Source organism: Streptomyces sp. ITFR-21 (assembly GCF_031844685.1).
Taxonomy (GTDB): domain Bacteria; phylum Actinomycetota; class Actinomycetes; order Streptomycetales; family Streptomycetaceae; genus Actinacidiphila.
Window position 1 is genome coordinate 5,007,850 of record NZ_CP134605.1, and the last position, 22,045, is coordinate 5,029,894.

The following is a 22,045-nucleotide window of genomic DNA, read 5'->3' on the forward strand; positions in this document are numbered from 1 at the left end:
AGCCGCTGCCCACACCGCGACCCCGGCGCGGAGCACGGGCGGTCGCCGTTCGGACATACCGGGCCGCACCACTCGCGGAAGGCGGGGCGGCGGCGCGGCACGCCGCATATTCTCCCGGCTCATCACCGGCGAGCCGCCGCCTGTGCTCCGGTCAGCGCGCTCGCTCCGACCAGGAGGGCGCGCGCTACGGACAGAGCGCCGAACGAACGCGGCCGTAGTCCACGTGCCGCCGCTTGGCGAAGCAAGTCGGGTGACACATTGTGGTTCTCATGGCCACAATGTAGAAGTAGAGATAAAGCCCGTCAAGAGCGGTCGGTTGAGTCACCATGTGAGAGCGGACACCCGTCGGGGGCCGCGGAGGCCGGGTGAGCGGACCAACCCGACGACCGGATTGAGTCAGGGAGCCGATGAGCAGCCAGCAAGGCACCAACGGGGCGCAGGAGGCACAGCGCACTGGAACGCAGGCGGTGGAAAGGGCCCTTGCCCTTCTGCGCGCGTTCGAGACCGATGCCGACAAGGGTCTGACGGTCACGGAGGTCGCGGCCAGGGTCGGCCTCACTGTGCCGACGACCCGTAGGATTTTGCACGCGCTGGAGGCGGGCGGCGCCCTGGACCGCAATACGTCAGGCGACCGTTACCAACTCGGCCTCGGCATGGCCGTACTCGGCGGTATCGCGATGCGCAGAAGCGGCTTCGCCGCCGCGCTGCCCGAGTTGGAGGAACTCGGCGAGAGGACCGGAGAGGCGGTCAACCTCGGCGTGCTCAGCGGCGGCGAGAGCGTCACCGTGGTGCACCTGCCGTCCCGCCACCCGTTGCGGATCGAGAGCTACCCCGGTGCGCGCAACCCGGCGCACGTGTGCGCCATGGGCAAGGCCCTGATGGCGTACCGCGGAGTGAACGGACTCGACCTCGACCGGCTGACGCGCTACACCGACACCACGCTCGTCGAGCCCGACGTCCTCCTTCGCGACCTAATGCGCACGCACGAACGGGGCTACTCCGTCAGCGACGAGGAGCGCGTGCGCGGTGTCCGGGCAGTCGGCGTACCGATCCTGCTCGACACGGACCACGCGGTCGCGGCCATCGCCGTGCAGGGGCCGTCCGTTCGGATGAGCGATGAGCGCATGGCCGAATACGCTCAACTGGCCCTGTCCGCCGCCCGACGCATCGCCGAAGGGCCGTTCGGCCGCGCCCACGCCGCGACCGGGTACTCGTCGCTCGGGACGCTCTGAGTGAGGCGCCCCGAAGCTTCCGGACAGCCACCCAACAGGGTTGTCCTGTCAAGGAAACGAGGAAGCACGAAGTGGCACCACCCGGTAAGTGCACCCCGGAGTTCCGTAAGAGAGCTGTCCAGGTCGCGCTCCAGTCCCGTAGGACCATCTCTGAGTCGCTGTTGTCGTTCCGGTCCTGAGAGATGCGTGTCGAACGGGAGTCCCGATTGGGTGGTCTCGGAGGCTTGGGCGCATAGAGGTGGGGCCTCCTGAACAGCTCGTTGGTGTCGAATCACCGAGCAACATCAGGAGGCCCCGGTGCCGCAGTGTTCCGTCTCGACGGCAGCACAGTCCAGTTGGGTCGCCCGGGAGTGTGACTGTCTGGCTCACCGGTTCGGAAACGCCGCCGACAACGGAACGCGTCAGCAGTGTTATCCGTCGGACATGACGGACGCCGAGTGGGCTGCTGTTCGGCCACTGCTGCCGGTACCGGGCTGGATGCGCGGGCGGGGCGGGCAGCCGGAGGCGTACTGCCACCGGGCAATACTGGACGCGGTCCGCTATCTGGTCGACAACGGAATCAAGTGGCGTGCGATGCCGGCTGATTTCCCGCCGTGGGACCGGGTCTACGCGTTCTTCCGCCGCTGGCGCGACCATGGCCTGGCCCGGGAGTTCCACGACCGGCTGCGCGGGCAGGTCCGTACCCGTGTCGGCCGGGACAGCGAGCCGACGGCCGGGGTGATCGACTCACAGTCGGTCAAGGCCGATGCCGTCGTCGGCACCGACAGCCGCGGCTTCGACGGCGGCAAGCTGATCAACGGCCGAAAGCGGCACATCGTCGTCGACACGCTCGGCCTGCTGCTTGGCGTGATGGTCACCGCCGCGGATATCGGCGATCGCACCGCCGCGACGGTCCTGCTCCAGCGGGTGGCCGACGCGCACCACCGCCTGGCCCTGGTCTGGGCCGACAGCGGCTACACCGGAAGCCTCGTCGAGCACTGCCTGGCCGTACTCGCCCTGGTCCTGCAGGTCGTCAAACGCAGCGACAACCAGAAGGGCTTCGTGGTGCTGCCCAAACGGTGGATTGTGGAGCGCACGAACGCCTGGCTGATGCGCACCCGCCGGCTGGCCCGCGACTACGAGCGCCGCACCACCACCGCCGAGGCGATGGTCTACTGGTCGATGACCCTGCTCATGACCCGCCGCCTGGCCCGGACACACCCGCAGCAGGCGTGAACCGGCCCGGGCCGGGCTCGGCCAGCCAGCCACGGGCGACCAGGCGTTTCGCCTTCGCCCGCAAGCCCTCCACCCGCGCCGGCACCGCGTCCATACCGAACGATGCGGCCATCTCCTGGCAGGTCAGCGGCCCTTGATGAAGCCGGACACGGTCCGCGAGGAGCTGCACGATGCGCTGGTAGTCCACCGACAGAACCGACCAGCCGAGGCCCTCACGCCACACCGGCACCTGCGATCCCGGCTTCACCGCATCCGCCGGCACCGCCGGCACGTGCTCGCCCGGCGGATCCGGGGTGGTCTTCGTGCTGATGGTCTCGGCGCTGCCGGGTGCCAGCACCGTATCGACGCGCCTGCGGGCGACCGTCCACTCCTGCCATTCCAGCTCGGCCGCGGCCAGCTCGGCCTGGATCCGGTCGGCCTCCTCCCGCAGCCGGCCAACGCGACGACGAGCAGCGAGCTCGTGCTGTTCCAGCAGTCCGACAACCGACGGCATCCCGGCCTCCCCGGCGAGTAACAACCCGACAGGCCACAACTCCCACGAAATCACCGAACCCATGCCTGACCAGTGAAAACGCCGCCCTCAAGTTCGGAACGACAACAGCGACTGAGACGGCCCGCGAGCTCGAATTGAACCCGGAGACGTTCCGGGGCTGGGTGAAAAGTACCAGTAGCAGAATGAGCCAGCGGCAGGGTCGCCGTTGACGCCGGATGAGCGGGCACGCCTGAAGGAACAGGACCGGCGGAACCGTGAGCTGGAGACGGAGAACGCCTTTCTGAAAAAACGCGCGGCGTACGTGTGTCCTGAACGGAGGGGGCTGCTGGTGTAGGTCGGTAGCAACTCGATATGGTCTACCTGATCACCAGCGCCGACGCCCGTGACGCACCGCCCGCCGTCCTGGCCGCATGGGTGCAGTCGCACCGGAGATCGAGAACCGCCTGCACCGGGTCCGCGACGTCACCTTCGGCGAAGACCGCTCCCGGATCCGAACCGGCAACGCACCCCGCGTCATGGCCGCCCTGCGCAACACCGTGATCACCCTGCTCCGCCCCGACGGACACCAGAACATCGCCGCCGCCCTACGCCGTCACGCCCGCAACACCGACCGCCCCGTCAACCTGCTCCTGACAGCGTGATCGACGACTTTGCCGGAGCCCCGGGGCCGGCTGGTTCGCCGGTCCCTACGCGATTGCCGCGCCCGAGACCGAGGCGGCTCGTCGACATCACACGGCGCCGACGTCGCGGGTTCGTGGGTGTTCCGACGCGGTGTCGATAGCTGCCCTGATCGGCAAGGACGTGGCGGCCGTTCGCGCCATTCGTGCGCGATTTCCGTCCATCGGTCCACGATGACCGTCCGGTCCTTGTTCGGATCGGCTGTACTGGACCGGACCGAGTGAGTGCCGTCGCCATCGGCTGCCCGGCCCGTGGCGCGCTCGGTCACCTTCCAGAAAACGAGGCGTCCCTTGACACCCATCCCGGCAGGCAGGTCCTATTTCATTCGAAACGCTGCGAGCAACCTGTTCCTGAACGTCGTTGCTTACAGCAACGCAGCGTCGGCCAGGCTGGAGCAGCACGGAACGTCGCAGACCAACCGAATGAGCCAGACATGGCACGTCTTCCCTCTGGATTTCGGGCGCTACCTCCTGGTGAACATGTTCAGCGGTTTCGTGGTCAACATCGCCTCGAACAGCACGCAGCCGTCCGCCCCCGCCGAGCAGTTTCACCTTCAGTTGCCTCAGGACCGGCCCACCCAGGAGTGGGTGTTACGCCCTGTCGCCGGAGGCTTCCACCAGCACTACGAGGTCGTCAATGCCGAGAGCCGACTGAACCTCAACGTTGTCGGGTTCAGTCTGCACCGGTCGGCGCGCGTCGAGCAGTTCACCAAAGCAAACGGTTCAGATTTCCGCTCCCAGACGTGGGCGTTCCTGATCGAGAACGAGTACAGGCCCGTCCTCGACCTGCAGCCGGGGAACGACAGCATCGGTGACGTCAACCGCATGACGAGCTTCGCCGACCCCAAGCCCGCGAGCACGACCCCCGTCCTGGCCGGAGCGATGGCCTACCCGTTCCCGCTGGTCCGCGACCCCGCGTACTCACGCGAGCGCCAGTCCCGCGAGAATCCCTACTACATCCTGCGCAAGTTCGGGTTCTGGACGAAGGTCTTCTTCTACGATCACGGCGGGGCCTCGGAGTACACGCATGAGGAGACCACCCGGGTGGGTCTGACCACGACGAACGCCACGACGGTCGAGAACACCACCGGTATATCCGTCTCGGCCGAGGCCAGCTTCGGGTTCAGGGGTTTTGGCGCGTCGTTAAGCACGACCATGAGCCAGCAGCTGCGGGTCGAAACGACGAAAACCGTGTCCCACGAGTCTTCCCGCCAGGTGACGGTCAGGCGAACCTACCCTGCGGGCAGCCGGGTCGCCGAGGCCATCTGGTACCGCGACGACAGGTTCGTCCTTGAGCGTCTGGACGGTTCCAGAGTGCTGGAGTGGGTCACCCGCAACCCGAACCGCACGATCGCCGACACTTTCCGGGGCTGACCTCGAAGTTTCGTGACGGTCCGCCGACGGAGTCGGTGGATTGTTTTCGTGCTGTGGGCTGAGGTTGTGCAGGCTGAGGGCCCGGGTGTCGTCTCGGGGTGGCGCCGGGTTCCACCGCTCCGGGTGTTGAGATGCTGTCGAAGGGACGGGGAGTCCGCTGGTCTGCCAGGGCCGGGCGGTTGGGTGAGCCGGCCGAGGGCTGCGGTGATGTGGTCGGTCCAGGACCGGTGCCGGGCCAGGCGGAGGATAAGACGGCGGCCGGTGGTCACGGGCTGTCCGGCCGTGGTGAACAGACGGAGCCGTAGCCGTCATGGGGCCTTGACCCCGGATTCTGGACAGGGGTTATGCGGCTTTGGCCAGCGTGGTTGATGTTGTTCGGCGTGCTCGTTCATAGGTGATGGGGCTGCGGTGTCCGGGGCGGGAGTGGCGTCGGACGGTGTTGTAGCGGTGCGGCCAGCGGAAGAGGTCGGGGTGGGCCTGGCGTTCGGTGTCCCAGGCCCGGCGGCCTTGGAGGGTTTCTCGTTTGCGGGTCGCGTTGGACGATTCGGCGAGTGCGTTGTCCGCGCTGGAGCCGACCGCGCTCATGGACTGGGTGACGCCGGCCTGGCGGCAGGCGTCGGCGAAGGCCCGGCTGCGGTACTGGGCTCCGTGATCGCTGTGGAACGTGGCGCCGGCGGGGGTGCCGCGGGTTCGCCCTGGTGAACCGCTTCCGGTCCGTCGCCGACCACCAGCGCCGCTACGGCGTGAAGCGGCTGTGCACCATCGTCGGTATCGCCCGCTCCAGCTACTACTGCTGGCAGGCGACAGCCACAGACCGGGCCGCCCGGCAGGCCGCCGATGCCCGCCAAGCTGCCCGGATACGGATGGTGCACCGCGGGTCGGACGGCACCTACGGCGTCCTCAGGATCACCGCCGAGCTCCGCGGGCAGGGCGAGCGGATCAGCCACAAGCGGATCGCGCGCGTGATGCGGAGCATCAATCTCGCGGGAGTGCCGCAAGGCGGCGTTCTCCGCCTTAAGCGGCGTCGGCGGCTCAGCCGGCACTTGCGCCCGACGCCCCCGCGGCCGGCTCGCACCGGCATCCCGGACCCAGTTGCGCAGCGTCCCGGGACTGATCCCCAGACCGGCAGCGACCTGCCGGATCGTCGCCCCGGGCCGCGACCGGTACAACGCGACCGCGTCCACCTTGAACTGCGGCGGACAGTTCTTCATGACCACGAGATGTCCGTCCTCAGATCCTCAGGATCCAGTGTCCCGTGTGTCCAAGCCCCAGGGGTCAAGGCCCGATCCGCCAGCCCCACTACGCGCAGGCGTCTTCCCTGCGCGTGCTCGTCCTCGTCCTTCCACTGCCAGCTTGACAGGTCCGGTGCCACCACGAGGTCGACCAGCAGGTCGAAGGTGTCGAACCCGTTCGTTGTCCGGCGCATTGGGCGTTGGAAGTTGATGTACCAGCGATCGAGCCGGTGGTCGCCGGTGAGGTCGTAAAAGGCGTTGACACTGAAATATGTCCCCAGAGGGTTCCACAGCAGGAGAACGGTGTTCTGCCATGTCCGTCTGCCCAGTTGCCAGCGGCCGGAGGAGAGGTCGAGCAGCGCCTGCTGTCGGCCTGGACCGTCGCCGGTCAGCCGCGAGGCGATCCACGGCGGGGGCCATGCCTTCCGCGCCCGGCTGGCACGTCACGGTGAGGGCCTCCGGGGTATCGCGGACGACCCGGAGGGCTTGCGGCTCCACACCCGTCCGAGGAAGACGTCCCGGCGGACAACGGTCGTTCCGGTCTCGAAGCGGCTCACGCGACACCTGCTCAGTCGTTACTACTGGCCGCACGGTGATGCGGTCGCGTTCGCCGTTCTACCCGGCGGTGGGGAGGTCGAACCGGAGGGTCATGGCGGCGTGGTCGGTCAGGCCCTGTTCGCGGGGCTGGTGGTGGTAGGCGCAGGCGGTGATGAGGTGGGCGTGGGGGGTGGTGACGAAAATGTGGTCGAAGCGGAAGCCGTTTCCGCTGCGTCCGTACCAGGAGTGGGCGTTCGGGTCGGGGTGGAGGTGACGGAAGGCGTCGGTGAGGCCGGCGGTGCGGAAGCTGTCGTAGAAGGCGTATTCCCAGGCGCCGAAGACCTTGTGGGGCGGTTGGTGGCCGGGTTCGATGACGTTCAGGTCCCCGGTCACGATCACGGGCATGCCGGTGAACAGCGTGCCGAGGCCGGGCAGTGCGGCGGTGACGGCGTCCTGGAAGGTTCGCTTGGCGATGTTGCGCCGCTCCTTCGGGCCGCGGGAGGGGACGTACAGGCCGAAGAGTCCGATGGTGTGTTCGCCGATGGTGACGGTGGCGGCGGGGGCGCGGTGGGGCAGATGGGTGACGCCGCTGGGCATGGCTTCGATCGGTGCGGTGCGCGAGGCGAGGATCGTGCGGTAGTCCGGGTTGGAGGGCTGTGGGGCGATGATCTGGGTGTAGCCGTGGTCGGTGAGTGCTTCCTCCAGGGCCGTTCCGCCGTGGGATGGGCCGACTTCGGTGATGACGAGCAGGTCTGCGTTCTCCTGGCCGGCGATCCAGGCGGCTTGCCGGCGGGCTCGTTCGGGTGCGGCGTGCTGGGCGTTGAACAGCAGGACCCGGGCCTGAATCGTAGAGCCCGCCGGGTGCGGCACCGCGGGGGCGGCGAAGGCGAGCTGTCGGGTGCTGGTTGTCATCATGCCGGGCTCTTCTCGTCGAGGAAGACCTCGCTGCGGCTGTCGAGTGCTTGCTGGAGGCGGCCGGCGGTCCGGCGGATGAAGGCGAGGTCGTCGGCGGACAGCGGGTCGCCTGTGGCGGTGAGGTTTTCGGCGACCTGCTCGGGGCGGGTGAAGCCGACCAGGACGGCCGCGTTGTCCGTCTGCTGGAGGCAGTATTTCAGGGCGGTACGGGTCAGGTCGCCCGGTGCCTCGCCGAAGCGTTCACGCAGTGGTGCGAGGCCCTGCTGGATGACGGCCAGGGCGTCCGGGGCGAACCAGGCTTTTCGCTGCCGGTGGTCGCCGTCACCGAAGGCCGGTGGCCGGGCCGGGGCGTATTTCCCGGTCAGGAGACCTTGGGCGAGGGGCTTGTTGATGAGCACGCTGGCGCCGATCGAGGCGGCGAGGGCGAAGATGTCGGGACGGCCGCCCGTGGGCGGCGGGGTCAGCGCGTTGAACCGGGCGGCCAGGTAGTCGGGCCGGATTGCCTGGGCGAGGTGGGCGAAGCGCGCGTACTTGTCCTCGCGCTGCTCTTTGGGGATGGTGACGCGTTCGATGGCGAAGCGGTGCGGGCCGCGCATTCCGATGGCGGTGATGAGTCCCTGGTGCTGGAAGTCGTGCATCTGCTCGACTGCGGCCTCCAGATAGCGGTCGCCGGGGCCGAAGTTCGCGTTGTGGAAGAAGTAGATGTCCAGGTGGTCGGTGCGCAGGTTTTCCAGGCTGGTCTCCAGCTGCCTGCGCATGGCCGAGGGCAGGTAGGGGTGGGCGGCGGTCCCGCGGAAGTAGCCGACCTTGGAGGACAGCACCAGGGTGCTGCGGGGCACGGTGGCTGCGAAATCGCCGATGATGCGCTCGGAGTGGCCGTGCCCGTACACGTCGGCGGTGTCGATCAGGTTCGCGCCGAGGCTGTACGCGGTGTCCAGGCCGTGGCGGGAGGCGGTGTCGTCGGCGGTGGACCAGCCCATCGGCAGGCCCAGGTTGCTGTCGGGGCCGCCGATCGCCCATCCGCCGATGCCGACCGGGTGCACGCTCAGGCCGCCAGCCAGGACCCGGCGTAGCACCCCATGCTGAGGAACAGTCACAATAAACACCTCTTTCTTGGCATTGCTGCCAAAATGTCATGGATCTGCATGGCGTGTGGTTAGGGTGCCGGGGGTGACGAGAGAAAACCCCACCACAAAGCTGGACCTGGCCGCGATCACCGCGAAGGGCTGGGCCGAGCCCGGCGACTTCACCGCAGCCGAGTTCCGGCGCGCGAGCGACTTCTACACCGCGATGCGCGCCCACGACCAGCGGCTGCACCGCGTACGGGCCGAAGTCTCGGACCTGATCGAGCAGTGGACCGGACACGCCCCCCGCGATGTCGGCTCCTTCGGCACCGGGCTGAACCTGGAGACCTCCGACCTCGACCTGGGCATCGGCTACCCCGCCCAGGACCGCGGCCGGCTGCGGGAGGCGCTGGAGGACAAGGCGAAGTTCCTCGGTGAGCGCAGGACCACCTTCTCCACCTCCCGCCTGGTCTTCTCCTTCCACCTCGACGACGTCGAAGTGGACCTGAGCGCCCTGACGGTGGAGGACTTCGAGGTCGCCTGCCGGATGCTCGACCAGATCGGGCAGACCATGACGCCCGAGGAACGCATCGCCCATACCTGGGTCAAGCACCTGCTGCGCAGCACCGGCCGGCTGGAGGAGTACGCCGCCTGGAAACTGGTCACCTATGCGCGGTTCTGCCCGGAGTTCAACTGGGTTCCTATCCCGGAGAAGGCAAGCTGATCCGCCGGGTGCCCCGCCCGCCCGGCGGGGCACCCGCACCAAGCAGTGCTCACGTTCCACAGGTGTCGCCGGCGTTGATCAGCCGCCACTGCGAGGCGGCGAGCCACCGGCCGTGCTCGCGGCGCAGCATCGCCGCGTGCTCACCGGGCAGCCGCGCTTCCATCTGCTCCAACACCGGCGCCATCCGCTCCCGCAGTTCCCCGACCCGGTCCTCCAGCAGTGCCGCGATCCGTCGCGACAGCTCCTCCTCGCGGCCCGGATGCCCCGGGGGTGCCGACTCGATCGCACCGATCATGTCGCCGAGTACGAGATAGGCGGCGTCCTTCAGGACGACCCGCGCCCCGCGGACCGCGTGCCGGGGCTGCCCGTCCAGGATCTTCTCCAGACTCTTCAGGGTGTAGTCCAGTGCGAAGTGGCGGTCCACCCAGCGCTGGCCCCAGGCGCTGGCCACCCCGATCCGCCAGTCCGCGTACGCGCAGGCCACCCGGCCCATCAGCGGCTCCGCCTCCCCGGTCAGCCCGGCCTCGGCGGCCCTGCGGGTGTAGGCGGCGCCGATCAGGCACTCCATCGACACCAGCATGTAGGAGATACCGCTGTGCAGCGGCCGGCCGGTGGCGTTCTCGGCGACGAACCGCTCGTCGCGCACTCCCCGGACGATCTTCTCGGCCAGCCGGTGGTCCTGCGGGTGGAGGAGCAGGTCGGTGCGGCCCTGGAAGGCGTAGGTGGCCTTCAGCTCCTCCAGCGTCATCAGCGGGTCGAAGGTGATGTACGTGAACCTGGTGGGGATGCCGAGCGCGGACAGCGTCCTGATCGCCAGGGCGTTCTGTTCCCCGGTCGTCTCCTTGTTGAAGCGGGTCAGGATGGAGTCGACGCCCGATTCCACGCCGAACAGCATCCGGCGAAGCCCCTTTTCGTGCAGCACGCGCCACATGCGGGCCCGCTCCAGGTGCCAGTCCTCGTCCCGGTCGGTGCGCACCACCTGGTCGATGCGGCAACTGGACTCCCACCGGAAGCCGGTCTCCTGTAACTGCCGGGCCAGCTCCAGCACCCGTTCGACCGCGTCGTCCCTGCGGCCGATGATTTCCTCGTCGACCAGGTACAGCGTCCGGGAAACCTCCGGGTAGCGGTCGAAGACCCGCCGCATCTCGGTCAGCATCCACGGCAGTTCGCCGGGGGCGGCGCCAGCCCAGGTGCCCTTGTGACCACGCGGGCAGAACGAGCAGAAGTTCGTGCAGCCCCGGCTGGTCTCCATCTGGGCGACACCATGGTGCTCGAACGTGGCCGGCAGCAGGTCCAGTTCGGGAAGGATGTCGTCCGCCGCCTCGCGGGACACGGGCTTCGCGGTGCGGCGCCGGCCGACGGCCAGGGCGCCTCCGCGTGTGGCGCCGTTGTAGCCCAGGCCGGGGATCTCTTCCCGCGCGATGTCGCCGTGCCAGTGGGCCAGGACACCTTCGATGGTGGCCTCCCCGTTCGCGCGGGCAACCAGCAGTTGTGGGTAGCGGTCGAGCAGCAGCGCTTCGTTGCGTACGGTCAGGCTGCCGCCGACCACCACGGTTGGTGGTTCGGTCAGGGAGAAGGCCGCGTCGAGCATCCGGAGCATGAGGTCGTGCTGGCCGAACGTCGCCGAGAGCCCGAAGATGTCGGGTCTTTGGACCGTAAGCTGTTCGATCAGGTCCCCGGCGCTGGTGCCCAGCTGCATGTCGGCCAGGGTGACCGTCCCCAGCAGGGTTCCCCGTGCAGCGCGGGCCACGTCGCTGATGCCCAGCGGGAAGCGGGGTAACGGGAAATTCTCCGGGTGGTAGAGCGCGGCCAGCAGGACGTCCGGACGGGAGAACCGTTCCACCGCGGACTCCTCCAGCACGGCGGTCGACAGCCACGAGTCCGGGTCGGTGACCTCCAGACGGCCCCTGGTCCAGGCCGGCCACCGGCGCGAACGGTGGGACCTCCCGGACAGATCGGCGGCGGTCCACATGCCGTCGGCGCGCTCGATCATCACCAGGCGCCGCTCCAAGGTTCCCGTGACGCGGACCCGTACGGCGAGGCCGTGCAACCTCTCCTCGAGCCGGTCCCGCAGGGCGCGAGTAGCCACCAGCAGATCCGCCAGTTCACGTTGCTCGCCGGCGCTGAGGGGGTGAACGTCGGTGTGGGCTGTTCTCACGGCCTGGTCCAGCCGGCGGACCGTCTCCGTGGCGTACAAGTCGTCCATGACGATGCCCTTCATCGGATGAATGTGCTGGTGGCGTCCTTCTCCGGTTGTGATCCGGCTCATCGGGCAAAGCCCGTGAGGTGCCCGCGGTCCCGGGCCGGACACCCCGACGCGGCATGTCGCAGACCGAGTCCGGGATGAGCTGACAAGGGATGTAGTTGGCTACATTGGATATTCTGCGCCGTTATCAGCCGAAGAACGCGGTCGGCGCAATCAGCACTGAGCTTCCTTCCCAGCCAGCGCCGGGCGCAGAACCGCCCGCCGATCCGATCCGTTACGTCGGGCCCGCCGGGTGACGTTCATCAGGCTGCGATGCCTCGCGCTCCACCAGGGTCCCTCTGGCGTGGACGTAGGTGTCCAGCTGGTCGCGGACCTGCGGCCAGGTGCCGGCGTCGCCTCGAAGTACGGAGACCAGATCCGTGCCCAATATGTCGGCGAAGACGGCGGCGGGTCCGACGCGCAGGCGCCGGATGTAGCTGTTGAGGCCGGGAACGTGCTCGCTGATCTCCAACCGCTCACCGGGCCAGAGACGTTGGGTGGCGGCCGTCGGTCAGCAGGCAGATGCCGCCCTGTTCGGCGGGCCGGGCGCAGACCATGAGCATCAGGCGGGGTGGTTCGGGGAGGGCGGTGCCTTCGGTGTGGGGCAGGAGGGGGCCATGGCCGAGTCCGGCGAAGCCGGCCCGGCCAGTGTGGCGGCCGGTGTCGCGGATGACGGTCAGCCCGTCCGGGCCGCTGTCGCGGTGCTGGGCAACGTTGAGGAACCGGGACGCGAGCGCGAGGACGGCCGCGCGCGAATCCAGGCCGGTGAACGTTGCCAGGCCGGTTTCCCGCAGGCGGGCCGCGACCAGTTCACCGGCGCCCGCCGCGTGCACGTCGACGTAGTGCCCGGCGAACAGACCGACAGGGGTGGTGCGAGCTGACCGAGGGCGGCTCATCGCCGGACTCCTTTGTACGGGCGGGCGGATGACCTCACTGTCGGCAGCCGGCCGGCCGGGGGTAAAGCGACAGATTGTCGACCCGTTGCCTTCCCCGGGGGCAGCCCCGGCGCGGTGGCTGCGTGCTGCGGTCCGAGGACCCTTCGCTGCCCGAGGAACGCCGTGCCCCTGTACAAGCCGCCGCTGTGGCCGGTGTCCGTGAAAGCCGTCGTGTTCGACGCGCAGCGCCGCGTACTGCTGCTGGAGAACGAACGCCGGGAGTGGGGACTGCCCGGCGGGCGGTTGGAGATCACCGGCCAGGAGACGGGTGAGGCGGCGGACTTGAGCCCGGAGGCGGCCGTTGAGCGGGAGGTCCTGGAGGAGACGGGCTGGAAGGTCACGGCGGGCCCGCTGATCGAGGGGGGACTGTGGATCTACGAGCCCATCCCCGGCCGGCGCGTGCTGATCGTCACCTACGGGTGCACCGCACTCGACCCGGCCCAGGAACCGGTCGCAAGCTCCGAGCACAAGCGCATCGGACTGTTCCCTGTCGGCGAGTTGGGGGCGCTGACCGTGCCCGGCGGCTACCGCGACGCCATCCGAGCCTGGTACGGACGGACCTGACCCGGCATGAGCGGAGGCGGGCGCGAGCCGCGGTCCCGGCAGTGGCACTGGGCCACCCCCGAGTCGCAGGCCGCCCTGGCCACCCGGGACGTGAGCACCATCCTGCGCCACTACCGGGCACTGCACGGGCTCAGCCAGACCGGCCTGGGCACGCTGCTCGGGTACGACAGACGTACATCAGCCTGCTGGAGCTTGGGAAGCGCACCCTGACCGACCGGGCTTCCTTCGAGCGGGTGTGCGGGCGACTGAACCTGCCGCCGCACGTCCTGGTGCGTTGGCCATGAACGTTTGCCGGGTCTGATCAGGCGGCTTTGGGTCGGGGGCGGCCCCAGCGTTGCTGGCGTTCGCTGCGGACCTTGGCGCGTTCGCGGCGCTGGGCGGCCAGGACGTCGGGGTGGCGGGGTGGCGGGGTGGCGGGCATTGGCGTTGCGCCACCGCAGGTAGTCCTGAAGCCTCCGGGCCAGGACGGGATGGTTGGGGTGGTTGCAGTTGCCCATGACGAAGGCGCGCAAAGGTCCGAACTGGGCCTCGATCGGGTTGGCCCACGACGCGCTCGTCGGGGTCAGGCACAACTCGACCTTGTTCTTCCTCGCCCAGGTCCGGATCGCCGGGGTCTTGTCCGCCGACAAGTTGTCCATGATCACGTAGACGGGGGCGCCGTCGGGTCGGGCGTCCCGGATCGATGTGAGCGCCGCCAGGCTGTGGTCGCCGCCCTTGCGGCGCCGGATCACGCCCCCAGTTGGTCGTCGCCGAGGGAGTAGCAGCCGTGGAAGTACCGGATGCCGTGGGTGCGGTGATAGGTGGCCGGCAGCCGGTCCGGTTTCTTCTCCCCGGCCCGGCCCGGCCCGGCCGGAGCCGTGGCAGGGGCGGACCGATAAAGGACCGAACTGGTCGAACGCGAAACACCGGTCCGGGAAACGGGTGGTCACGTGCTCGATGCGGTCAAGCTTGGTGTCCTTGTCGGGATCCGTGGACTTCTTCCATCAGGGCTGATGTGTTCTCGTCTGGCGGGATGGGCCGGTTCGTCGGCTCTGGTGTCTGATGGACCGTTTGCCGGAGTGGAAGCAGGAGACGCGACGCCAGATGATCAGGGCTTCTGAGACCGAAGGGTCGTCCTGGAGTCGCGTCCGCGCGTCATCCTCCCTGATCAACGTCTTTGCGCGCCGCTGCGAGGACGGCGACGAGCCCTGCCCGTCCGTCGAACCGCGTGAGCTGGCCTCGCTCGCCGGAGTGCTGGCCGTCGTGCCCGATTCCCGCCGGGTGCGCGGGCGCCGCTACCGCACCGGCGTCCTGCCGGCCCTGTGCCTGACGGCGGTGCCCGGCGGAGCCCGCTCCCTCGCGCGGATCGCCCGGCACGCAGCCGGTGCCGGCCATGTCCGCGCCACGCCGAACGCCTCCACGCCCGGCCGGCTGCTGGCCCGCATCGACGGCGACGCCCTGGACGACGCCGCCGGCATCTGGCCCGCCCGCCATGCCGCCGATCCCGTTGAAGAGGAGGAAGCCCTGATCGGGCTGGCCGTGGACGGCAAGGCCGTGCGCGGCCCGCGCGCCGACAGCACGACCGCGGTACACCTGCTGGCCGCGGCCCTGCACGGCAGCCAGACCGTCATCGCCCAGCGCCAGGCGGCTGCCAAGAGCAACGAGATCCCCGCCCTGGCCCCGCTGCTGTCCCGCTTCGGCCTGCGTGGCGTGGTCGTCACCGCCGACGCCACGCACACCCAGCGCAAGACCGCGAAGAAGATCGTCGCCGCCGGCGGAGACTACGTCCCGGTCGTCAAGGGCAGCCAGAGGAAGCCGCGCCGGCAACTGCGCCGCCTGCCCTGGCGGCAGATGCCGCTGCCGGACCGCACCCGAGAGCACCGGCACCGACGACGCGAGGCCCGCCGGCTGAAGGTGTGCACCGTGGAGGCCGGACCGCTGTTCCCGCACGCCGTCCAAACCATCGAGATCAGGCGACGCCGCACCAACGCCAAGACCGGCGAGGTCCGGACGAAGACGGTCTACGCCGTCACCAGTCTCACCCCCGGCCAGGCCGACCCCGCCCGCCTGGCCGAACTCGTCCAGGGCCACCGGTCCGCGGAAGCCCCGCACCACGTGAAAGACGTGACCTACGCCGAGGACGCCTCCAAGATCCGCACCGGCAGCGCGCACCGCGCCATGGCCACCCTGCGCAGCCCCGCCATCGCCCTGATGCGCCAGGCCGGCCGGACCAACATCGCCACCGCAGCCGACCACTACCGGTCACGCCCCGACCACGCCACCGCACTCCTCAAGACCACCTGCTGAGAACGCATCAGCCCTGCTGCACCACCTATACGTGCGTCGCGATAACCCGCACCTGCGACAGCAAGCACAGATGCTCGATCAACATCTGGATATCGTTCCGCAAGAAATTCCGAACGGCCTGGATCTAGACCTTCACCTGGTCGTTCTACAGCAACGGCTTCTACGTGAAGAAGAACACGTACTCCCACTCGGAGTTCGGCACCTACCGGTTCCACGGCTACTGGTACACCAACCGGGACAGCAAGGGGCGTGGATCGTTCTGGTGCATCAAGGGCTGGGTCAGCTGCTGGCTCGACCCCGGTGACACCGTTCTGGTCGAAGCCCATGGCATCGCCTGGCTCCTGGGCGGCATCAAGGTCTATTACAGTCTCGGCCAGTCCTTCTCAGGCGGGGGGCGCTACACGTAGCCATCATTGAGGCCACCTCGGGTCAGCGGGGGAGGCCAACCTCATAGACTGCACGGAAAACAGGTGCGGTCCGGCCGGGCACGGCCGGACCGCACCCTCCCGTCCCCGAGGACAGATATGGAAGAGCTGTGGCAGCGAAGCACCGCCCAGGCGACATGGACTCCGACCCGGCATTCACCGCCTGGCGGTCCCACCTCGAGGACTTCCTCGACCTCGACAGCCGCCACAGCGATGCTCGCCAGTGGCTGTGGGAGATCTTCACAACGCACGGGAGCATGCCTGATGAGCTGCTCGCGCCGCTCGTTCTCGACCGACGCCGGCAGCTGACGGAAGACGCCTTGACGGCCCTCCTCGGCGAAGCCTCAACCGACCTCGGGCGCTCCGTCGAACTGCACCCGATGATCACCCTCCCGGACCAACGGGAGACGACCGGCCAAGTCGTCGTCTACATCGACGAGATCCTCTCGATCTCGCGTCTCGGGGTCTTCCAAGCGATCGCAGACGCCGTGCAGACCTACATCGGAGAACGGCTTCACCTCGTCTGGCCGGTGTGCGAAGAACACCACGTGGGAACCCATCCCGCTCCGACAGATTCCGGGGTGGACTGGAGGTGCTCCATCGGCGACCACACTGCCCGGACCAGCTTCGCTCCCGGGTCTGTCAATTTAACGGCTGATCTTGGCTGTTGAGGTTCAGTTGTTGGCCGGGGTGAGCCGGCCTTCGAAGGCGATCTGGAAGGCGTTCAAGGGTGCCTTCCAGCGCATGGTCCAGCGCTTGCGGCCCTTGCCGGTCGGGTCCAGGCTCATCAGTGCCAGGTAGATGCACTTCAGGGCGGCGGCCTCGGTGGGGAAGTGTCCGCGGGCCCGGACGGCCTTGCGTATGCGGGCGTTGACGGACTCGATGGCGTTCGTCGAGCAGATGACTGTGCGGATCTCGACGTCGAAGGAGAGGAAGGGCACGAACTCGGCCCAGGCGTTCTCCCACAGTTTGATGATCGCCGGGTACTTCTTCCCCCAGGCGTCCTGGAACTCCCCGAAGCGTTCGGCCGCCGCGGCCTCGTTCGGTGCGGTGCAGACGGGCTTGAGCGCCTTGGCGATCTTGTCCCAGTCCTGGCGGGCCGCGTAGCGGAAGCTGTTGCGCAGGAGGTGGACGATGCAGGTTTGCACGATGGTGCGGGGCCAGACCGTCTCGACCGCGTCGGGCAGGCCCTTGAGCCCGTCGCAGACCAACATCAGCACGTCGTCCAGGCCGCGGTTCTTGAGCTCGGTGAAGACCTGCAGCCAGTATTTCGCTCCCTCGCCGCCGTCGCCGGCCCAGATGCCGAGGATGTCGCGGGTGCCTTCGACGGTGACGGCCATGACGACGTAGACGGGCCGGTTCGCGACCTTCCCGTCCCTGATCTTGACGTTGATGGCATCGACGAACAAAACGGGATAGACACGGTCAAGTGGCCGGTTCTGCCATTCGGCCATGCCCTCCATCACCTGGTCGGTGATCGTTGAGATGGTCTGCTTGGAGACCTCGGCGCCGTAGACCTCGGCCAGATGCGCGGAGATCTCCCCGTGGGTGAGTCCCTTCGCGGACAGCGACAGCACCATCTCGTCGACGCCGGTCAGCCGTCGCTGCCGCTTCCTGACGATCTGCGGCTCGAAGCTGCCCTCCACGTCCCGGGGCACCTTCACCTCGACCGGTCCGACATCGGTCAGCACGGTCTTGGACCGGGTGCCGTTGCGGCTGTTGCCGGTGTTCCGGCCGGCCGCGTCGTGTTTGCCGTAGCCGAGGTGGCCGGTGATCTCGCCCTCCAGGGCAGACTCCAGCACCCGCTTCGTCAGCTGTTGCAGAAGCCCGCCCTCGCCGGTCAGCTGCAGGCCCTCGTTCCGAGCCCGGTCGACCAGCATCGCGATCAACTGCTCGTCCGACGCGGCCACAGCGACCGGCTCAGCCACGGACTCGTGCTCGATGGTCATCTCACTCACTTGGCGTCTCCATGATCAACAGATCCGCCGTTTATTAGACACTCCCTCGCTCCCGCATAAGGGATCTCTTCGTGCAAGTACTGGAAAGCGCTCAGCTTTGTAGTACTCCAGTCGTAGTTTGTGATCTTCAGGCTTGAGTGGCTTGTCGTCGGTAGTGGGCGGCCTGAGATCGGGCCTGGTGGCGGCGTCGCCGGCTGGACCAGCCGGGCCGATGAGCGGCATCGTGAACGGGTTGAACGACGAGCGTGATGAACAGGCGCTGGATCTCGTTGCACGTGAGCGGTATGAGGCCGTCCGGTGCCGGTTGGCGGGCATGCTCGTCGGCTCGGACGGCGGCGAGGAAGGCGTGCGCGGGCATGGCGAGGGTGACCCAGCGCGACCAGGACGGGTAGCGGCGGACCTGGTGCTCGTCCAGTGCGGCCAGCCCCTTGCCGGACTGGAGGAACTCCTCGACCCGCCACCTTGCTCCAGCGACGCGCACCAGGGCGGTCAGCGGCACCGGGGTGGGCGAGTAGCAGCGGTAGTAGGCGAGTTCGCCGGTGCTGCGGTTGCGGCGGATGAGCAACTGGCAGCTCCCGGGCAGGGGATCGATGAGGTCGATGACGGCCCAGTCGTAGTAGCGGTGGCCTTTGGCTCCGGCACCTGCGGACAGCTTCTGCCAGGCCCTCCCGGGTACCTTCCCGGCCAGCGTGTCCGCGCGGAACCTCCCTGCGCCGGTGGTGACTTTTGCGGGCAGGCCACCGCGGGGACGTAGCCGGTCCCGCGTTCCTCCAGCGCTGTTCGCAGGGTCGGGCTGCCGCCGTAGACCTCGTCCCCCGCCGCCCAGGCGGCCCGGTGGCCGGCATCGAGGAACCGGGCGGCCATGCGAGCGGCAAGCTCCGGCTTGGTCCCGAACACGCTCTCCTCACCGAGTCCGGCGGCCTGGCAACGGCCGGGTCGGAGGTCCAGGAGCGCGGAACGTACAGTTCCCGGTCCACCGCGGCGTGCCCGCGCCGTCCTGCGTAGACCAGGTAGACGGCGGCCTGGGCGTTTTCGATTCTCCCCGCGGTGCCGGTGTACTGGCGCTGGACACCGACCGTTGCGGTGCCCTTCTTCACGTCCCCGGTCTCGTCGACCACCCCAGCCGCCCGGTCGTCGTGCAGATGCTCCACCACATAGGCACGCACGTCGTCGCGGACCTGGTCGGCGTCCCATTCGGCCCGCCCGAGCAGGTGCTGCATGCCGTCCGGGGTCCTGTCCCCGGCCCACTCGGCGATGGTCCGGCAGTTCTTGCGCGGCAGGTCCGACAGCAGGCCGAGCACCAACCGCCTGACTCGACGTCGGGGTTCGACCCGTGTGAACCGGCCTGCGATCCGGCCCATCAGGCCCTCGAACGCCTCCTGCCATCGGGCAGGGTCTACGCTGTGACCTGCGGCCACCGCATGATCGTTTGTCTTCACACACCGATGATCAGCGGTGGCCGTACGCGTTCCGCAGCGGCCCCCACCAGCAGGATCACGATCTACCCGCCGGATCACTGGTCAAGAAGTCCCCGGCGCCGGAGCTCCTCCTCGATCGCCTGCCGCATGATCTTCCAGGAGCGCCGACCCTTATTGGCAGCAGAGCGAGCCTACCCAGCTCGGGCGTTCCGCAGTGCGTCGCGCAGGGCGTCGTCCGAGATATGGCGGTACTGCCCCCGCTCGGCGGCATCCTTCTTCCAGCGAGCCATGGCCCCTCCTCAGCATCGATCACCGTCCGGCAACCATGCCTGCGCGACAGCTGACTCTTCCACCGATATCCGTGCCTGTCGGCGTCGGCCCCACCAAGCCGCCCCACCAGCAAGATCACGATCTACGGCTGGAGTAGTAGCGGCTGACAATGCACAGTCCCAACGCCGCCTCTCAGCTTGTTCTTTATGGTCTGACCTCGAACGATGCCCGAACGTATTCGCTCATACGGGGATTCCGGGCCGCCCGCCTGCGCGAACGTCGCCGTGCGACAGGTAGCCGGTGGCGCCGGTCGAGTGCCGGCCGACAGGCGCTGCTCACCCTCGCCCACCTGCGTGTGGGACACACCTATGCCCAGCTCGTCCCCGGATTAGGCTTAGGGACCACGACCGCCTACCGCCACGTCGCCGAAGCGGTCGACCTCATGGCCGCCCTCGCACCCACCTTGGCCCGACGCAGTCCGCACGGCGTCGACGAAGGCGTACGTACTTCCGGACGGCACGCTCCTGCCCGTCGACCGCATCGCCACGGACCGCCCCTTTCACTCCGGCAGACACAAGAAACACGGCATGAACGTGCAGGTCCCCACCGATCCCTCCGGACGGCTGCTGTGGGCCTCACCGACCTTGCCCGGGGCCGTCCACGACATGCGTGCAGGCCGCGAGCACGGCATCGTCGACGCCCTCACGCAGGCCGACGTCAGGTGCCGGGCCGACAAGGGCTACCGAGGCGCCGGCGGCACGATCCGCATCCCGTGCCGGGGACGATAAAACACCCTCTCCGCCGGACAGAAAGCGACGAACCGGTCCCACGCGAAGATCCGCGCACTCGTCGAACAGGCCATGGTCACCCCCAAGTCCTGGCGGCTCCTGCGCAAACCGCGGTGCTCCACCACCCGCATCACCGCTCTTTTCCAAGCCGTCCTCACCCGGCATCTGGCCAGCTCAGACCGAGGATGAAAAAGGCTCCGTGATTGTGCAGATGATCTCTGGACGCAAGGATTGGTATGTGCTAGCGTCTTGGGCAGCCTTGAAGCGAGACTCGGAAGCGGAGGGACGATCATGGCGCGGGACCGCGTGCTCGTCATCGGAGATAGCACGAGGCTCATTTCGAAGGCAAAGTCGGCCGATGTCAGCGTCGCGTACATGCAAAAGGCTTCGCAATTTGATCCCAGTGTGATCTCACAGTGTCAGCAGCTGGTTCTCGTGGATTATCAACACGTGCCGAGTGCCGCCGTCATGGCGAAGGCACTGCATGAGATCGAGCCTATTGCGCGCATTGTCACGCAGACAGAAGCGGCGCAACTGGTGGCTGGCCATCTGACCGATCTGCTCGGAATCCGCGGCACGTCGGAGCGGACCGCCAGGCTGCTCCACGACAAGTCGGCGATGCGGGCACTGCTCAATGAGCAGGGCATCGGGTTCGTCCCCTGCGAGGTCAATCCCACGCACGAGGTGCTCCGCCAGTTCGTCGTGGCGCACGGAGCGGCGATCGTCAAGCCGACCATGGGGTCCGGCAGCCTCGGAGTACGTCGGATCAATTCGGTGGAGGATGTCGACGAGGTGTGGTCCTGGTGCCAGTCATTCGAACTCGGCGATTTCCAGGTCGAAAAACTTCTCGTCGGGCCCGAGCTGAGCGTAGAGTCCTTTTCCGAGTCGGGTCGGCACACGATCATCGCCTTGACCGCCAAGGACACCGAGGGGGGGACCGTGGAACTCGGGCACGTCGTTCCCGCACCTGTGTCCGGCGCCGAATTCGCAGAGATCCGGGAATTGACGGTGCGCCTGCTCGACGCGGTCGGCCTCGACGACGGCCCTTCGCACACCGAGGTGATTCTCACCGCCGAGGGGCCACGGGTTATCGAATCGCACACCCGCCGTGGCGGTGACCGAATCAACGACCTCGTCAAGATGGTGTACGGGGTTGATATGGAAGAGGCCACTTATCGCCTCGCCGGGCAGGGCGTCCCGCTCGACGGTCATCTGCACCCTGCCGACGGCGCGGCGGCCATCCGCTTCCTGACCGCCGTCCCGGGAGCCGTCAGCTCGGTGACCGGCGTGGAGGCGGCGCAGGCCGTCGACGGTGTGGTGGAGGTCGTGGTGAGTGTCGGCGTGGGTTCCGTGGTGCCGGAACTGCGGTGGTCGGACGATCGCTGCGGATATGTCATCGTCCACGCCGAAGACGCCGAGTCGGCCGTCCGGCTCGCGCGCAGGGCCGCAGGACATGTCGCGATCACCACGGAACCGGTCGCGGGCGACCCCGCATCGGGCACGGCGGCTCCGGACACCCTCAGCTCGATACTGCGCCCGTACGACGAGGTGTTCGATCCGTTCCAGGTTGCCACGGGCACGGGCGCGTGTAGCGCGGTCGCGGAGCCGTGTCGTTAGATCCGGCGTCGCGCGCCGGAATCCACCGAAGCAGCCGCTCGTCACCGTGAGGCCGTGGGCGGTCCTGCTGTGAGGA

At 68.3% G+C, this 22,045-nt stretch carries 21 protein-coding genes and 6 pseudogenes; 13 read left to right on the plus strand and 14 right to left on the minus strand.

Annotated features, from left to right (window positions below):
* Positions 1 to 407: 407 nt before the first annotated feature.
* A complete protein-coding gene (locus RLT57_RS22505; protein ID WP_311299098.1) occupies positions 408 to 1,232 on the plus strand; it encodes an IclR family transcriptional regulator in 825 nt (274 codons plus the stop codon).
* Between the two features lie 423 nt (positions 1,233 to 1,655).
* Complete coding sequence (locus RLT57_RS22510; protein ID WP_311295896.1) at positions 1,656 to 2,447, plus strand: IS5 family transposase; 792 nt, start codon at positions 1,656 to 1,658, stop codon at positions 2,445 to 2,447.
* On the opposite strand, the gene RLT57_RS22515 is transcribed toward RLT57_RS22510, so the two are convergent.
* Entirely contained in the window at positions 2,404 to 2,940 is a 537-nt protein-coding gene (locus RLT57_RS22515) for a hypothetical protein (protein ID WP_311295897.1), read from the minus strand. The genes RLT57_RS22510 and RLT57_RS22515 overlap by 44 nt on opposite strands.
* A 410-nt stretch (positions 2,941 to 3,350) precedes the next feature.
* Between RLT57_RS22515 and RLT57_RS22520 the strand changes: the two genes are divergently transcribed.
* Both RLT57_RS22520 and RLT57_RS22525 read left to right on the plus strand, forming a co-directional pair.
* Positions 3,351 to 3,581, plus strand: coding sequence for a hypothetical protein (locus RLT57_RS22520; protein ID WP_311299099.1), 231 nt, complete (start codon positions 3,351 to 3,353; stop codon positions 3,579 to 3,581).
* A 327-nt stretch (positions 3,582 to 3,908) separates the two neighbouring features.
* Complete coding sequence (locus RLT57_RS22525) at positions 3,909 to 4,991, plus strand: RICIN domain-containing protein (protein WP_311299100.1); 1,083 nt, start codon at positions 3,909 to 3,911, stop codon at positions 4,989 to 4,991.
* Positions 4,992 to 5,155: 164 nt separating this feature from the next.
* Here the strand turns inward: RLT57_RS22525 and RLT57_RS33445 are convergent.
* Together RLT57_RS33445 and RLT57_RS22530 are read right to left on the minus strand one after the other, a co-directional pair.
* A pseudogene (locus tag RLT57_RS33445) lies at positions 5,156 to 5,299 on the minus strand (IS1380 family transposase); the annotation flags it as partial.
* A 34-nt stretch (positions 5,300 to 5,333) separates the two neighbouring features.
* Positions 5,334 to 5,804 (minus strand): transposase, encoded by a 471-nt coding sequence (locus tag RLT57_RS22530; protein WP_399129910.1) that lies wholly within the window; start codon positions 5,802 to 5,804, stop codon positions 5,334 to 5,336.
* Between RLT57_RS22530 and RLT57_RS33450 the strand changes: the two are divergent.
* Positions 5,735 to 5,974: pseudogene (locus RLT57_RS33450) on the plus strand (IS3 family transposase); the annotation flags it as partial. The gene RLT57_RS22530 and the pseudogene RLT57_RS33450 overlap by 70 nt on opposite strands.
* Before the next feature lie 21 nt (positions 5,975 to 5,995).
* Here the strand turns inward: RLT57_RS33450 and RLT57_RS33455 are convergent.
* The 4 genes and pseudogenes from RLT57_RS33455 to RLT57_RS22545 all read right to left on the minus strand — a co-directional run.
* A pseudogene (locus tag RLT57_RS33455) lies at positions 5,996 to 6,202 on the minus strand (transposase); the annotation flags it as partial.
* A complete protein-coding gene (locus tag RLT57_RS22535; protein ID WP_311300810.1) occupies positions 6,199 to 6,627 on the minus strand; it encodes a DUF402 domain-containing protein in 429 nt (142 codons plus the stop codon). The gene RLT57_RS22535 and the pseudogene RLT57_RS33455, both read right to left, overlap by 4 nt.
* A 211-nt stretch (positions 6,628 to 6,838) precedes the next feature.
* Positions 6,839 to 7,675 carry an endonuclease/exonuclease/phosphatase family protein gene (locus tag RLT57_RS22540; protein ID WP_311299101.1) on the minus strand — a complete coding sequence of 279 codons (837 nt, stop codon included), beginning with the start codon at positions 7,673 to 7,675 and terminating at the stop codon, positions 6,839 to 6,841.
* Positions 7,672 to 8,772, minus strand: a complete 1,101-nt coding sequence (locus RLT57_RS22545) for an aldo/keto reductase (RefSeq protein WP_311299102.1) — start codon at positions 8,770 to 8,772, stop codon at positions 7,672 to 7,674. Before RLT57_RS22545 ends, RLT57_RS22540 begins: the two co-directional genes overlap by 4 nt.
* 73 nt (positions 8,773 to 8,845) lie before the next feature.
* On the opposite strand from RLT57_RS22545, the gene RLT57_RS22550 reads away from it, so the two are divergent.
* On the plus strand, positions 8,846 to 9,463 hold the full coding sequence (locus RLT57_RS22550) for a hypothetical protein (protein ID WP_311299103.1): 618 nt from the start codon (positions 8,846 to 8,848) through the stop codon (positions 9,461 to 9,463).
* 49 nt (positions 9,464 to 9,512) lie between these two features.
* Here the strand turns inward: RLT57_RS22550 and RLT57_RS22555 are convergent, their stop codons facing one another.
* The 3 genes from RLT57_RS22555 to RLT57_RS22565 all read right to left on the minus strand — a co-directional run bounded on the left by RLT57_RS22555 (position 9,513) and on the right by RLT57_RS22565 (position 12,604).
* Entirely contained in the window at positions 9,513 to 11,684 is a 2,172-nt protein-coding gene (locus tag RLT57_RS22555; protein ID WP_311299104.1) for a B12-binding domain-containing radical SAM protein, read from the minus strand.
* Between the two features lie 259 nt (positions 11,685 to 11,943).
* A complete protein-coding gene (locus RLT57_RS22560) occupies positions 11,944 to 12,180 on the minus strand; it encodes a hypothetical protein (protein ID WP_311299105.1) in 237 nt (78 codons plus the stop codon).
* 4 nt (positions 12,181 to 12,184) lie between these two features.
* Entirely contained in the window at positions 12,185 to 12,604 is a 420-nt protein-coding gene (locus RLT57_RS22565) for a TauD/TfdA family dioxygenase (RefSeq protein WP_311299106.1), read from the minus strand.
* Positions 12,605 to 12,766: 162 nt separating this feature from the next.
* Between RLT57_RS22565 and RLT57_RS22570 the strand changes: the two genes are divergently transcribed.
* Together RLT57_RS22570 and RLT57_RS22575 are read left to right on the plus strand one after the other, a co-directional pair.
* The gene (locus tag RLT57_RS22570; RefSeq protein WP_311299107.1) at positions 12,767 to 13,207 is read left to right on the plus strand and encodes an NUDIX hydrolase; all 441 of its coding nucleotides are present in this window, start codon (positions 12,767 to 12,769) and stop codon (positions 13,205 to 13,207) included.
* A gap of 6 nt (positions 13,208 to 13,213) precedes the next feature.
* Positions 13,214 to 13,417 carry a hypothetical protein gene (locus RLT57_RS22575; protein WP_311299108.1) on the plus strand — a complete coding sequence of 68 codons (204 nt, stop codon included), beginning with the start codon at positions 13,214 to 13,216 and terminating at the stop codon, positions 13,415 to 13,417.
* Between the two features lie 356 nt (positions 13,418 to 13,773).
* Here the strand turns inward: RLT57_RS22575 and RLT57_RS33705 are convergent.
* Positions 13,774 to 13,845 (minus strand): annotated as a pseudogene (locus RLT57_RS33705) (hypothetical protein); the annotation flags it as partial.
* A gap of 403 nt (positions 13,846 to 14,248) precedes the next feature.
* Here RLT57_RS33705 and RLT57_RS22585 point away from each other — a divergent pair.
* The 3 genes from RLT57_RS22585 (at position 14,249) to RLT57_RS22595 (ending at position 16,589) form a co-directional block, all read left to right on the plus strand.
* The gene (locus tag RLT57_RS22585) at positions 14,249 to 15,493 is read left to right on the plus strand and encodes an ISAs1 family transposase (protein ID WP_399129172.1); all 1,245 of its coding nucleotides are present in this window, start codon (positions 14,249 to 14,251) and stop codon (positions 15,491 to 15,493) included.
* A 164-nt stretch (positions 15,494 to 15,657) separates the two neighbouring features.
* Complete coding sequence (locus RLT57_RS22590; protein WP_311299110.1) at positions 15,658 to 15,900, plus strand: hypothetical protein; 243 nt, start codon at positions 15,658 to 15,660, stop codon at positions 15,898 to 15,900.
* Between the two features lie 128 nt (positions 15,901 to 16,028).
* Entirely contained in the window at positions 16,029 to 16,589 is a 561-nt protein-coding gene (locus tag RLT57_RS22595) for a hypothetical protein (RefSeq protein WP_311299111.1), read from the plus strand.
* A gap of 3 nt (positions 16,590 to 16,592) precedes the next feature.
* Here the strand turns inward: RLT57_RS22595 and RLT57_RS22600 are convergent, their stop codons facing one another.
* The 3 genes and pseudogenes from RLT57_RS22600 to RLT57_RS22605 form a co-directional block, all read right to left on the minus strand.
* Complete coding sequence (locus RLT57_RS22600; protein ID WP_311300510.1) at positions 16,593 to 17,798, minus strand: IS256 family transposase; 1,206 nt, start codon at positions 17,796 to 17,798, stop codon at positions 16,593 to 16,595.
* A 205-nt stretch (positions 17,799 to 18,003) separates the two neighbouring features.
* Positions 18,004 to 18,441, minus strand: coding sequence for a hypothetical protein (locus tag RLT57_RS33460; protein ID WP_399129174.1), 438 nt, complete (start codon positions 18,439 to 18,441; stop codon positions 18,004 to 18,006).
* Positions 18,366 to 19,237 (minus strand): annotated as a pseudogene (locus RLT57_RS22605) (IS701 family transposase). Before RLT57_RS22605 ends, RLT57_RS33460 begins: the two are co-directional and overlap by 76 nt.
* A 538-nt stretch (positions 19,238 to 19,775) precedes the next feature.
* On the opposite strand from RLT57_RS22605, the pseudogene RLT57_RS22610 reads away from it, so the two are divergent.
* Together RLT57_RS22610 and RLT57_RS22615 are read left to right on the plus strand one after the other, a co-directional pair.
* A pseudogene (locus RLT57_RS22610) lies at positions 19,776 to 20,541 on the plus strand (transposase family protein).
* Positions 20,542 to 20,643: 102 nt separating this feature from the next.
* Positions 20,644 to 21,969, plus strand: a complete 1,326-nt coding sequence (locus tag RLT57_RS22615; protein WP_311299112.1) for an ATP-grasp domain-containing protein — start codon at positions 20,644 to 20,646, stop codon at positions 21,967 to 21,969.
* Positions 21,970 to 22,045 lie beyond the last annotated feature (76 nt).